This is a genomic window from Lysobacter sp. Root604 (assembly GCF_001427505.1).
In the GTDB taxonomy this organism is placed as follows: domain Bacteria; phylum Pseudomonadota; class Gammaproteobacteria; order Xanthomonadales; family Xanthomonadaceae; genus Lysobacter.
This window is the reverse complement of sequence record NZ_LMGS01000009.1, coordinates 1,026,017-1,039,007: the sequence shown is the minus strand read 5'-3', so window position 1 is coordinate 1,039,007 and position 12,991 is coordinate 1,026,017. Positions and strand designations below refer to the sequence as shown.

General features: G+C 67.7%; 12 protein-coding genes. 11 read left to right on the top strand and 1 reads right to left on the bottom strand.

Translation table 11 applies throughout. The features are described 5' to 3' along the window. The first annotated feature begins 61 nt into the window (after nucleotides 1-61). The 10 genes from cyoA (at nucleotide 62) to ASD69_RS12785 (ending at nucleotide 11,647) form a co-directional block, all read left to right on the top strand. On the top strand, nucleotides 62-1,114 hold the full coding sequence (gene cyoA, locus ASD69_RS12830; RefSeq protein WP_056178426.1) for a ubiquinol oxidase subunit II: 1,053 nt from the start codon (nucleotides 62-64) through the stop codon (nucleotides 1,112-1,114). A 78-nt stretch (nucleotides 1,115-1,192) separates the two neighbouring features. Continuing rightward, nucleotides 1,193-3,172, top strand: coding sequence for a cytochrome o ubiquinol oxidase subunit I (cyoB, locus tag ASD69_RS12825; RefSeq protein WP_200944009.1), 1,980 nt, complete (start codon nucleotides 1,193-1,195; stop codon nucleotides 3,170-3,172). 10 nt (nucleotides 3,173-3,182) lie between these two features. After that, a complete protein-coding gene (cyoC, locus tag ASD69_RS12820) occupies nucleotides 3,183-3,794 on the top strand; it encodes a cytochrome o ubiquinol oxidase subunit III (RefSeq protein ID WP_200944008.1) in 612 nt (203 codons plus the stop codon). Continuing rightward, a complete protein-coding gene (gene cyoD / locus ASD69_RS12815) occupies nucleotides 3,791-4,180 on the top strand; it encodes a cytochrome o ubiquinol oxidase subunit IV (RefSeq protein ID WP_056178416.1) in 390 nt (129 codons plus the stop codon). Before cyoC ends, cyoD begins: the two co-directional genes overlap by 4 nt. Continuing rightward, a complete protein-coding gene (locus tag ASD69_RS12810) occupies nucleotides 4,177-4,983 on the top strand; it encodes an SURF1 family protein (RefSeq protein WP_056178414.1) in 807 nt (268 codons plus the stop codon). Before cyoD ends, ASD69_RS12810 begins: the two co-directional genes overlap by 4 nt. After that, nucleotides 4,958-6,304 carry an ATP-binding protein gene (locus ASD69_RS12805; RefSeq protein WP_056178412.1) on the top strand — a complete coding sequence of 449 codons (1,347 nt, stop codon included), beginning with the start codon at nucleotides 4,958-4,960 and terminating at the stop codon, nucleotides 6,302-6,304. Before ASD69_RS12810 ends, ASD69_RS12805 begins: the two co-directional genes overlap by 26 nt. Further along, on the top strand, nucleotides 6,294-6,830 hold the full coding sequence (locus tag ASD69_RS12800; protein ID WP_056178411.1) for a response regulator transcription factor: 537 nt from the start codon (nucleotides 6,294-6,296) through the stop codon (nucleotides 6,828-6,830). Before ASD69_RS12805 ends, ASD69_RS12800 begins: the two co-directional genes overlap by 11 nt. A gap of 143 nt (nucleotides 6,831-6,973) precedes the next feature. Further along, the gene (locus ASD69_RS12795; RefSeq protein ID WP_056178409.1) at nucleotides 6,974-7,537 is read left to right on the top strand and encodes an ECF-type sigma factor; all 564 of its coding nucleotides are present in this window, start codon (nucleotides 6,974-6,976) and stop codon (nucleotides 7,535-7,537) included. 70 nt (nucleotides 7,538-7,607) lie between these two features. Then, nucleotides 7,608-10,007: a serine/threonine-protein kinase gene (locus ASD69_RS12790; protein ID WP_056178408.1), complete on the top strand. Its 2,400-nt coding sequence runs from the start codon at nucleotides 7,608-7,610 to the stop codon at nucleotides 10,005-10,007. 95 nt (nucleotides 10,008-10,102) lie between these two features. Further along, entirely contained in the window at nucleotides 10,103-11,647 is a 1,545-nt protein-coding gene (locus tag ASD69_RS12785; RefSeq protein WP_056178407.1) for an alpha-lytic protease prodomain-containing protein, read from the top strand. Nucleotides 11,648-11,748: 101 nt separating this feature from the next. Here ASD69_RS12785 and ASD69_RS12780 read toward each other — a convergent pair whose 3' ends face one another. Beyond that, on the bottom strand, nucleotides 11,749-12,294 hold the full coding sequence (locus ASD69_RS12780; RefSeq protein ID WP_157499183.1) for a hypothetical protein: 546 nt from the start codon (nucleotides 12,292-12,294) through the stop codon (nucleotides 11,749-11,751). Nucleotides 12,295-12,524: 230 nt separating this feature from the next. Here ASD69_RS12780 and ASD69_RS12775 point away from each other — a divergent pair, with 230 nt between their 5' ends. Then, a complete protein-coding gene (locus ASD69_RS12775; protein ID WP_056178401.1) occupies nucleotides 12,525-12,932 on the top strand; it encodes an OsmC family protein in 408 nt (135 codons plus the stop codon). Nucleotides 12,933-12,991 lie beyond the last annotated feature (59 nt).

The following is a 12,991-nucleotide window of genomic DNA, read 5'->3' as shown; positions in this document are numbered from 1 at the left end:
TACTCGGCGCGCGGCGTGGGGACTAAATTGTCGCCCAACATTTAGGACTCCGCCCTCCCCCATGTCCAACGTGCGCAGACTCCTGCGAACCGCCGCGCTGCTGGCCGCCCTCGGCCTGCTCTCCGGCTGCAACCTGGTGGTGCTAGACCCCGCCGGCGACATCGCCGCCCGCCAGGGCCAGCTGATCCTGGTGGCCACGGCGCTGATGCTGCTGGTGATCGTGCCGGTGATCGCGCTGACCTTCTGGTTCGCCTGGAAGTACCGCGCTTCCAACCGCAGCGCCAAGTACACCCCGGATTGGGACCACTCCACCCAGCTGGAGCTGGTGATCTGGGGCGTGCCGCTGCTGATCATCATCGCGCTGGGCGCGATCACCTGGATCAGCACCCATCTGCTCGATCCCTACCGCCCGCTGGACCGCATCGCGGCCGGTCGTCCGGTGCCGGCGCAACTGGAACCGCTGGACATCCAGGTGGTCGCGCTGGATTGGAAGTGGCTGTTCCTGTATCCGAAGGAAGGCGTGGCCTCGGTCAACGAAGTCGCGGTGCCGGTGGATCGTCCGGTGCGCTTCCACATCACCGCCTCCTCGGTGATGAATACCTTCTATGTGCCGAATCTGGCCGGAATGATCTACGGCATGCCCGGCATGGAGACCAAGCTCAACGCCGTGATCAATGCGCCGGGCGAATACGAGGGCTTCTCCGCCAACTACAGCGGCGCCGGCTTCTCGCACATGCGCTTCAAGTTCCACGGCATGTCCAACGCCGACTACCACCGCTGGATCGCGGGGCTGCGCGGCAGCAAGGACTCGCTCACGCGCGCGGCCTATCTGGAGCTGGAAAAGCCCAGCGAGCGCGAACCGGTGCGCCACTACGCCAACGTCGACGCCAGCCTGTACAACGCCATCCTCAACCGCTGCGTCGATTCCGAGCGCCTGTGCATGGACCAGATGATGGCGCTGGACGCCGCCGGCGGCCTCGGCCTGGAAGGCCTGAACTCGCTGGCGATGCCGCGCCGCGGCGATCCGCGCCTGGGCGCCTACGTGTCCGCGGACGTGTGCACCGTCGATCAACCGCCGCTGTCGCCGATGCTGGCCGGCATGAAGTCGCCCTGACGCGCGCAAGCGACGACCCGAATCGTTTCTGGAAGTTCTCCGATGTCTCTCGAAAGCGGCACCATCCCGACCTCCCCGATCTTCGGTCGCATGACCTGGGACGCCGTACCCATGCTGCACGAGCCCATCGTCGCGGCTACCTTCATCGGCACGGTCGTCCTGGGTCTCGCCCTGGTCGCGGCGATCACCAAGTACCGGCTGTGGGGCTACCTGTGGAAGGAGTGGTTCACCAGCATCGACCACAAGAAGATCGGCATCATGTACATCGTGCTGGGCCTGGTGATGCTGCTGCGCGGCTTCGCCGATGCCCTGATGATGCGCTTGCAGCAGGCGATGGCCTTCGGCGACAACCTGGGCTACCTGCCGCCGCACCACTACGACCAGATCTTCACCGCCCACGGCGTGATCATGATCTTCTTCGTGGCCATGCCGCTGGTCACCGGCCTGATGAACTATCTGGTGCCGCTGCAGATCGGCGCGCGCGACGTCGCCTTCCCCTTCCTCAACAACTTCAGCTTCTGGATGACCGTCAGCGGCGCCGTGCTGGTGATGATGTCGCTGTTCTTCGGTGAGTTCGCCGCCACCGGCTGGCTGGCTTATCCGCCGCTGTCGGGGGTGGCCTTCAGTCCCGGGGTAGGCGTCGACTACTACATATGGGCGCTGCAGATAGCCGGCGTGGGCACCCTGCTGTCGGGCGTGAACCTGCTGGTGACCATCATCAAGATGCGCGCCCCGGGCATGAGCCTGATGAAGATGCCGGTGTTCACCTGGACCTCGCTGTGCACCAACGTGCTGATCGTGGTGTCGTTCCCGGTGCTGACCGCGGTGCTGGCGCTGCTGGGCCTAGACCGCTACGCGGGCACCAACTTCTTCACCAGCGACCTGGGCGGCAACGCCATGATGTTCGTGAACCTGATCTGGATCTGGGGCCATCCGGAGGTCTACATCCTGATCCTGCCGCTGTTCGGCGTGTTCTCGGAGATCGTGTCCACCTATTCGGGCAAGCGCCTGTTCGGCTACTCGTCGATGGTTTACGCGACCGTCTGCATCACCGTGCTCTCCTATCTGGTGTGGCTGCACCACTTCTTCACCATGGGCTCGGGCGCCAGCGTCAACTCGTTCTTCGGCATCACCACGATGATCATCTCGATCCCGACGGGCGCGAAGATCTTCAACTGGTTGTTCACCATGTATCGCGGCCGCATCCGCTTCGAGGTGCCGATGCTGTGGACCATGGGCTTCATGGTCACCTTCGTCGTCGGCGGCATGACCGGCGTGCTGCTGGCGGTGCCGCCGGCCGACTTCGTGCTGCACAACAGCCTGTTCCTGGTCGCGCACTTCCATAACGTGATCATCGGCGGCGTGGTGTTCGGCCTGTTCGCGGCGATGACGCATTGGTTCCCCAAGGCCTTCGGCTTCAAGCTCGACGACTTCTGGGGCAAGGTCTCGTTCTGGTTCTGGCTGGCCGGCTACTGGTTCGCGTTCACGCCGCTGTACGTGCTGGGCCTGATGGGCGTGACCCGCCGCATGAGCCACTTCGACGATCCCTCGCTGCAGATCTGGTTCCAGATCGCCGCGTTCGGCGCGGTCCTGGTCGCTATCGGCATCGCCGCCTTCCTGATCTGCATCTACGTCAGCTTCCGCAAGCGCGCGCAGTTGCGCGACCTCAGCGGCGATCCCTGGAACGGCCGCACCCTGGAGTGGTCGACCTCGTCGCCGCCGCCGGACTACAACTTCGCCTTCACCCCGGTGGTGCACGACAACGACGCCTGGTGGGACATGAAGCAGCGCGGCTTCCAGCGCCCGACCTCCGGTTTTCTGGCGGTGCATATGCCCAAGAACACCCCGGCCGGCCTGGTCCTGGCGGCGGTGAGCACGGCTTGCGGCTTCGCCCTGATCTGGCACGTGTGGTGGCTGGCGATCGCCTCGTTGCTGGGCATCGTCGCCTACGCGATCTACCACAGCTTCAACTACGACCGCGATTTCCACATTCCCGCCGCCACGGTCGCCGCGACCGAGCAGGCGCGCAGCGAACAGCTGAAGGCCGCCCATGTCTGAGCCCATCGCCATGACCCGCCAGGACGGCTCGCCCGTGTTCCTGGACACCGCCGGGCATCACCATCCGCAGAACGGCACGCTGTTCGGCTTCTGGCTGTACCTGCTCAGCGATCTGATGATCTTCGCCTGCCTGTTCGCCACCTACGGCGTGCTGGGCCGCAGCTACGCCGCCGGCCCGTCCGGCGCCGACCTGTTCGACCTGTGGCTGGTGGCGCTGAACACCGCGATCCTGCTGCTGTCGTCGATCACCTACGGCTTCGCGATGATCGCGATGCAGCGCCGCGACAAGCGCGCCATGCTGCGCTGGCTCGCCCTGACCGGCGTGCTCGGCCTGTCCTTCCTAGCGGTTGAAATCTACGAGTTCGCGCACCTGATCCACCTGGGCGCGGGCCCGCAGCGCAGCGCCTTCCTGTCCTCGTTCTTCGCCCTGGTCGGCACCCACGGACTGCACGTGCTGTTCGGCGTGATCTGGCTGGTGGTGCTGTGCGTGCAGGTGCAGCGCCACGGCCTGACCCGCGTCAACACCCGCCGCGTGGCCTGCCTGTCGATGTTCTGGCACTTCCTCGACGTCGTCTGGATCGGCGTCTTCACCTTCGTTTACCTGATGGGAGTGCTGCCATGAGCCAGCACGACACGCACGATCACGACGACCACCTCGAGGACGGCATCCCGCACGTCTCGGCGCGCGAGTACCTCACCGGCTTCATGCTGTCGGTGGTGCTGACCGCGATTCCGTTCGGCCTGGTGATGGGCAAGGTGATCCCGAGCTCGGGCCTGGTCGCGATCGTGCTGCTGGCCTTCGCCGCGGTGCAGGTGGTCGTGCACATGATCTACTTCCTGCACATGAACACCCGCTCGGAAGGCGGCTGGAACGTGCTGGCGCTGATCTTCACCGTGGTGCTGGTGGTGATCGTGCTGACCGGTTCGCTATGGGTGATGCACCACATGAACGCGAACATGATGCCCGGCGCGCACGACATGCAGGAAATGCTCAAGAACGCGCCATGAGCGATGAGCGCCACGCAGCGGCCGTAGCACCGGCGCACGGCCGCCGTCCGCTGTTGTTGGCCGTGTTCGCCGCGTCGTTGGCGGTGGCCTTGATCGGCTTCCTCGCGCTGGGCGTGTGGCAAGTGCAGCGCATGGGCTGGAAGCACGCGCTGATCGCGCGCGTCGAGGCCCGCCTCAAGGCCGCGCCGGTGGCGCCCCCCTCCCGCGCGCAGTGGGCGCAAGTCAGCGAAGCAAGCGACGGTTACCGGCGCGTGCGCCTGTCCGGGCAGTTCCTGCCCGACAAGCAAGCGCGCAGCCAGGCCGTGACGGCGCTGGGCGCGGGCGCCTGGGTGCTGGTGCCGCTGCGCACCGACGCGGGCGACTACGTGCTGGTCAATCGCGGCTTCGTGCCCGCGCAGGCGCAGGCCGCGCCCGTACCCGCGGGACGCGTCGAGGTCGAAGGACTGCTGCGCATCAGCGAGCCCAAGGGCGGCTTCCTGCGCAGCAACGATCCGGCCCACGGGCACTGGTACTCGCGCGACGTCGCCGCGATCCTGCGTGCGCAGGGCTTGCCCGCCGATGCCAGCGCGCCCTACTTCATCGATGCCGCCCGGGACCCGTCCAGCGACGCCTGGCCGCGCGGCGGCATGACCGTGGTGGCGTTCCGCGATCATCATCTGTCCTATGCCCTGACCTGGTTCGGCCTGGCCGCGCTGACCCTGGTCGCGGGCTACTACCTGTTCGCATCGGAGCGTCGTTTGCGGCAAGATCGTGCGCAGCGAGGAGGCTCCCCCGGTCATGCAAGCCCGATCCAGCGCTCCTGAGGCCGCCGCGGACGTCGTAACCCGCCAATTGGGCGTGAGCGGTTCGCAGGACCGCACCGGGCTGCGCAACATGCAGCAGCTGATCCAGTTGCGCTGGATCGCGGTGGTCGGGCAGATCGTCACCATCCTGGTCGTCCACTACGGCATCGGCATCGCCCTGCCGTTGGGACCGATGGGCGCCGTCCTGGCCGGACTGGTCGCGTTCAATCTCGGCAGCCAGCTGTGGTGGAAACGGCGCGCGCAGGTGTCCAACCGGGCCATGCTGATCGGGCTGCTGGTGGACGTGGTCTCGCTGAGCCTGCAGCTCTACTACAGCGGCGGCATCACCAACCCCTTCGTCTTCCTCTACCTGCTGCAGGTAGTGCTGGGCACCGTGCTGCTGCGCTCGCCCGCCAACTGGATCATCGCCGCCGCCGCGGGTTTGTGCTTCACCGCCCTGGCGGTGTCGCCGACGCCGCTGCGGATCGCGGTCGAACCCGGCAAGGGCCTGGCCGATCACTACGTGCAGGGCCTGCTGATCTGCTTCCTGCTGGTGGCGGCCTTGCTGGTGGTGTTCATCACCCGCATCGGGCGCATCCTGCGCGAACGCGATGTGCGCCTGGCCCAATTGCGCCAGCGCGCCGCCGAGGAGGAACACATCGTGCGCATGGGCCTGCTCGCCTCCGGCGCCGCGCACGAACTGGGCACGCCGCTGTCGACGCTGTCGGTGATCCTCGGCGACTGGCAGCACCTGCCCACGATCGCCTCGGAAACCGAGCTGCACCACGATGTCGCCGAGATGCTGGCGCAGGTCGCGCGCTGCAAGTCCATCGTCACCAATATCCTGCTGTCGGCCGGCGAAACCCGCGGCGAATCGCCGGTCGAAACCACCTTGCACGAGCTGCTCGACGATCTGGCCCAGGAGTGGCGCACCGCGCGCGCGCCGGAATCGTTCCGCTACCAGCGCCATTGCCAGGACGATCCCAGCATCGTTTCCGACGACGGCCTGCGGCAGATGGTGTTCAACGTGCTCGACAACGCCCTGGAGGCCTCGCCGGCCTGGGTAGCGCTGGACGCCGACTGCCGCGACGGCCAGCTCGTGATCGAGGTCAGCGACGTCGGCCCCGGTTTCGCCGCCGACGTCCTCGAGCGCCTGGGCACGCCCTACAACAGCAGCAAGGGCCGCCCCGGCGGCGGACTGGGCTTGTTCCTTTCGGTCAACGTCGCCCGTACGCTGGGCGGCAGGCTCACGGCACGCAACCGGCCGCAGGGCGGCGCGGTGGTCACCCTGACCCTGCCGCTGTCGGCCATTGCCATCGAGGAGCACGGCGATGACGAGTGAACGTAGGTTGCTGATCGTCGAAGACGACACCACGTTCGCGCGCACCCTGGTGCGTTCGTTCGAACGCCGCGGTTACAGCGTGCGCCACCTGCCCGGCGAAGCCGGCTTGCCGGCGCTGCTGGAAGAATTCGCGCCCACGCACGCCGTGGTCGATCTCAAGCTCGCCGCCAACGCCTCCGGCCTGTCCTGCGTGAAGCACCTGCACGCCTTCGACCCGGACATGCTGATCGTGGTGCTGACCGGCTACGCCAGCATCGCCACCGCGGTCGAGGCGATCAAGCTGGGCGCGCGCCATTACCTGGCCAAGCCCTCCAACACCGACGACATCGAAGCCGCGTTCCAGCGCGCCACCGGCGACGCCGAGGTCGAACTCACCGGCCGCACCACTTCGATCAAGACGCTGGAGTGGGAACACATCCACGAAGTGCTGGCCGAGAGCGACTTCAACATCTCCGAGGCCGCGCGCCGGCTGGGTCTGCACCGGCGCACCCTGGCGCGCAAGCTGGAGAAGCGACGCATCAAGTAGGCGCGGCGCTTCGCCAGCCCGCTTACCTCGTCCTGCGGTGTCCTCGAACGCCCTGGGTGGCGCCATGCCTTCGCCCTGCGCAGCGCCTGCTTGACGGCCATGGACCGTCCCCACAACGATGGCGGGCCCAAGGAGACAGCGCCATGCCAGGTACGGCCCCGGACCCGCACACCCTGATCCAACGCTGGCGCGACGGCGACGCGGGCGCGCTGGAATCGCTGCTGCCGTTGATCTACGCCGACCTGCGCGCGATCGCCGCGCGCGAGCTGCGCGAGCACCGCGGGCACGACACGCTGCAACCGACCGCGCTGGTCAACGACGTGTTCGTACGCTTGCTGGGCCAGCAGAGCGTCGCGTTCGAGAACCCGGCGCATCTGTTCAATACGGCGGCGCGGATCATGCGCCAGATCCTCGTCGACCGAGCCCGCAAGGCGGCCAGCGAAAAGCACGGCGGCGCCTGGCGACGCGACGACTTCACCGAAGCCTTGCAACTGCCTATTCCGCAAGAGACCCATCTGCCCGAGCTCGACGCCGCGCTCGCGGCCCTGGAACAGCTCGATGCGCGCATGGCCCAGGTTGTGGAACTGCGCTACTTCGTCGGTTTGAGCGTGCCGGAGGTGGCTCGCGTCCTCGAACTGGACGAGCGCACCGTGTATCGCGACTGGGCCGCGGCCCGAGCCTGGCTGCGCGATCGCCTGCAGGCCTAGTGTCAGGAAACGGGACCGGATCCCGTACTCCCGCTGTGTGTTCCGATTCTCTGATCGAACGATCCCCGCCATGAATACTCTCGACCGTGCGGCGCTGCCTTTGCTGCGCCAGCTGCTGGACGCCTCTCCCGAGCAACGCGACACCCTGTTGCGGGACGCCTGCGCGACGCAGCCTGAGCTCGCCCAGCGCGTGCGCGCCCTGCTGTCGCATCTGGACGAAGGCGACACCGGCGCGGAGCCCGCCGTCGAAGAAGCGAGCGGCGCCATGGTCGGCCCCTACCGCCTGTTGCGGCGCATCGGCCAGGGCGGCATGGGCGAGGTGTTCCTCGCCGAGCGCGCCGACGGCGCGTGGCAACGCCAGGTCGCGCTGAAGCGGATCTGGGGCGGGTTCTCGCCGCTGACCGAACGCTTCCTGCGCGAACGCAAAGTGCTGGCGCGCCTGCAGCATCCGCACATCGCCCAGCTCCTGGACGGCGGCCTGGCGGCGGATAGCCAACCGTGGTTCGCGATGGAGCATGTCCCCGGCGAATCCATCACCCAGTGGTGCGACCGCCGCAAGGCCACGCTCGAACAGCGCATCGCCCTGTTCCGCCAGGTCTGCGAGGCCGTGCAGTTCGCCCACGGCAACTTGGTCGTGCATCGCGACATCAAACCCGCCAACGTCCTGGTCGACCCGGCCGGCCAGGTCAAACTGCTGGATTTCGGCATCGCCAAACTACTGGACGAAGCCGACCCGACCCAAACCCAGACCCGCTCGATGACGCCCGCCTGGGCCGCACCGGAGCAACGCCGCGGCGAACCGGTCACCACCGCCACCGACGTCTATCAACTGGGTCTGCTGCTACAGGCCTTGCTGCTGGGTTCGCCCGCACAGAGCGGGGAGTCGCCGCCGCGGCTGAGCGCACGCTGGGCCGCCCTGCTGCGCGAGCATCCGGCGGCGGCCGCGGACATCGCCGCCACCCGCGCCATGAAGCCCTCGCGCCTGGCCGCGCGTTTGCGGGGCGACCTGGAGTGCATCGTCGCCCATGCCACCGCCACCGACCCACGCGAACGCTACCCCAGCGCCGAGGCCCTGGCCGACGACCTGCTGCGCTGGTCGCAACACCTGCCGATCCGCGCGCGCCGCCACGAACGCGGTTACCGCCTGCGCCGAACGCTGCGCCGTCGCTGGCCCGTCTTCGCCACCGTCGCCGTCGGCATCGCGTTCGCCGCGTTTCATATCTACAGCCTGGACCGCCAGCTCGAACGCACCGAACGCGAGCGCGAGAAGGCGCTCGCCGTGGCCGACTACTTCGTCAGCCTGTTCCGCGCCAGCACGCCGAGGGCGACCGCCAGCGGCGAAGTCACCGCCCGCGAGCTGCTGGAGCGCGGGATGAAGCAGCTGCAGGACCAGCAGGGCCGCAGCCACTCCCCGCAGGCCCTGGCCGCCTTGCTGCACGCCCTGGGCCAGGTCCACACCGACCTGGGCATGCCCACGCAAGCGCGCGACGCCTACGCGCGCGCGGTCGCGGCCTTGCGCGATCAGGACGACCCCCTCGCTCTGGCCGACGCGCTGCGCGGCTTGGCGACCGCGCATTACGGGCTGGGCCAGCCGCGGCAGTTCCTGCGCTACAGCTCGCAGGCCGCCGAGGTGCTGGAGGGCGCCGGTGCAACCCAGGACCCGCTGTACCCGCGTCTGCTCGGCAACGTCGGCCTCGGCCACTTCGCGCTAGGCGACCAGGCCAAGGGCTGGACTTATTTGGACCGCAGCCTCGCGCTGCTCAAGGCCGGCGGCCCCGATACCCGCAAGGACTACGTCCGTGCGCTGGTGAACAGCGCAGGCATCGCGCTGACCGACGGCGACGCGGCCAAGGCCTATCCGCTGCTGCGCGAGGCGGACGCGCTGGTGCGCCAGCTGGTGCCGCGCAATCCGGACGAAGAGCTGCTGATCGGCCGCAACCTCGGCTTCGCCGCGCTGAAAACCCAACGCCTGGACGAGGCACTGCGGCAGTACGACCGCATGGTGGAGCGCTCACTGGAGTTCCACGGCGAAGAGCATCCGGCTGCGGTCTCGGCCTTGCTGGGGCGTGGCGAGACGCGGCTGGCGCGCGGCGAATGGGCCTTGGCCGAACGGGACCTGGAGCGGGCACGGCGCCTGTCGGCGCGGCGCAACGCGGAAGGCCATGGCCAGCTGCTGGACATCGACGGCTTGCGCGCCGTGGCCGGGCTGCAACGTGGCCGGGTGGCCGCCGCGGTCGCGACGCTGGAAGCCAATGCCGCCCGCCGTACCGGCGAAGTCGTCGTCGAATCCCAACCGCGCTTCGAACAGGTCGCGCTGGAGCGCGCGCGCTGCGAGGGCGCCGACCGTCGCCGCGAACTCGCCGCGGCGCTGCGGCAACTGGAGGCGATGCCCAACGCGTCCTCCTGGCAGCGCCAGCTCGGCCGGCGTTGGATGGCCGAATGCCAGGCCCGAGAAAAAGCCCATAACTGAATGTCAGGGTTCCGCACCCTCTCTCGTATGGGAATAGGCACGGACGCTACAGGACGTGCGTGCGTCCCATACCACTAAGGAAGGATAGAGAACCCATGAATGCCACTCACACCGGCGCGGCGCTGGCCGTATCGCTGTGCGCGATGCTCGCACCCGCCATCGGCCACGCCGCCGAGCCGCAGACCAATCCGATACCGGCCGCCATGCGCCAGGCCTTGCAACGCGACCTCGGCCTGAAGCCCTCGCAACTTCAGGCCTATCTGGCCACCGAACATCGTGCGATGCGCTTGCAGGCCGAAGCACAGGCCGGGCTGGGCGCGCACTATGCCGGCAGCTGGCTGGAGCGCGACGCGGCCGGCGACTATCGATTGATCCTGGGCGTGACGGATCGCAAGGCCGTCAGCCGCATGCGCCAGAGCGGCGACGAAGTGCGCGTGTTCAAGCACAGCGCGGCCGAGCTGGACGCCGCCCAATCGCAGCTGGATCAGGCCCATCGCGGACTGACTGCCGGCCTCATGCGCAAGGACGGCCCCCGCGTGCAGGCCTGGAACGTCGATCTGCCCAACAACCGCATCATCCTGACCATCGACCCCAACGCGCAGGAAGCGGCGATCGAGCTGATCGCGCGCAGCGGCATCGATGCCAGGATGGTGCAGATCGTGACCTCCACGCAGCGCCCCAAGCCCCAGCACGACCTGCGCGGCGGCGATCGCTACCTGACGCCCGATAGCTGGTGCTCGATGGGGTTCTCGGCTTTTCGCGGCAACACGCCCGGCTTCGTGACGGCGGGCCATTGCGGAACGGTCAACATGGCGGTGCGCGGCACTAACCAATCCCCTATCGGCCATTTCGCGTACTCCACCTTTCCCAACGCCGACCATGCCTGGGTGCAGAACACGCAACCGAACCTCTGGCACGTCCTGCCCTGGGTCTACAACTACGCCGGCGTCGACATAGACGTGCGCGGCGGCCTGGAGGCGCCGATCGGCGCGGCGGTGTGCCGGTCGGGGAACAAGACGGGTTACCACTGCGGCACCGTGCAGGCCAAGCAGGTGACGGTCGACTACGGCCCGCAGTACGGCGCCGTCAAAGGCCTGACCCAATCCAACGCCTGCGCCGGCTTCGGCGATTCGGGCGGTGCGGTGATCACCCCCGGCGCCGAGGCGCAGGGCGTGTACTCCGGCGGCCATTTCTCCGAAGGCCGGGACGACAACTGCGGCGATCCGGCGCCGCAGGGCTATTTCCAGCCGTTGCAACCCATCCTCAACGCCTACGACCTGGTGCTGCGCACGGTACCGACCTGCGGCCGCCTGAATCCGCGCGATTGGCGCGAGACCAACGGCACCCTGACCTCCTGCGACCAGCGATTCACGCTGGCGATCCAGGGCGACGGCAACCTGGTGCTGTACAAACAGAACGTAGGCGCGATCTGGGCCAACCACGTCTACGGCAGCGGCCACACCCTGCACATGCAGACCGACGGCAACCTGACCGTGCGCGACGGCGCGGGACAGACCCGATGGGCGAGCAACACCGGCGGCAAGCGCGGCGCGGTGCTGTTCGTGCAGAACGACGGCAACGTGGTGGTGTACGACCACGAACGCAAGCCGCTTTGGCAAACCAATACCGCCGGCCGCTGACGGCGGCGCGGGCGGCGCTGGAAGGCGCCGCCCGTATTGAGCGGTGATCTATGTCGAAGCTCGGCAGGTCCAGAGGCGGGTATGTCGCGACACAGCGCCGATCAAGCGGGCTTTCCCGCCAGATAGACAACGCTGCGCTCGTATGCGGCATCGGCGTCGATGCGAGTGATCTCGGCGAGGCTGAGCCACAGCCTGCTCCGATCCCGACTGGAATAGGTTCCGAAGGTTTCCAGAAGCAAGGATTCCGCATCCAGCTCCGCGATTTCGCCGATGAACGTGACCGAATCGTCCATGCGCTCCGTGAGCACATTGACGTAGCCGAAGGTCGCCGATACCGAATCCAGCACCGACTGCAGGGAGTCGAGGGACAGCGCAGGCGCGGTCGGCTTGGCTCCCGTGGCCTCAATCATCTGCGACAAGGCTTGACGCTCGTTGCCTTCCCAGCGGATCCGGGTGATGTCGCTGCGGAAGCAGACCGCGATGCCGTTGGCCTGGCCTGCTTCGGTGAAGAGGCTGAGGTATACGAAGTCCTCGGAGTAGTCGGTGACTACACCGGACAGCGACTCGCTGGAAAGATGGTCCCGATACAGGTCTACCAGCGCCTGACGTTGCTTCAGTATTTGTAGCGTCTTCTGCATGACTCTCATGGGCATCTCGATCGGTATCGGCTCACCTATCTTGCACCGATAGCCAAGCCTTGCGGATAGCCCCGATCCCTGATGCCGATCCTCCCGGCCTGGGCACTGAATCGGATTGATCAGCGAGGCATCATTCGGCCACTGGGACGGTCCGTGCGACCGCCCCGGCTGGTGCCAGTGCCGGCGCGGGCTTAAGGTCTGCCTCGGCGGCATCAATGCCGCAAGCCTTCAGGAACGCCATGACCGTCGCGACCGTCCGCGCCAGCACCCAGCCCACGCCCTACGTGGTGACCTTCATCGACGACGTCGGCCATACCTGGCAGGCCGACGAACCGGCCGACCTGGGCGGCGGTGACACCGGCCCCACGCCCGAGCACCCGCTGCTGTCCAGCCTGGGCGCCTGCACCGCGATCACCGTGCGCATGTACGCCGCGCGCAAGCAATGGCCGCTGGCCGGCGTCGAAGTCGCGCTGCGCTTCAACCCGGACGGCAAGCCGGCGGCGGGCACCGACATCGAGCGCAAGATCGCGCTGCAAGGCGAGCTGAGCGACGAACAGCGCGAGCGCCTGCTGCAGATCGCGAACGCCTGCCCGATCCACAAGGTACTAACGGGCGAAGTACGGATCGCGACGACGTTGCAGGCCTAAGCCGCGCGACGCCCGTGCACGCAACGCCAGCGGTTGCGCCGCATCAGCCCCAGCACGGT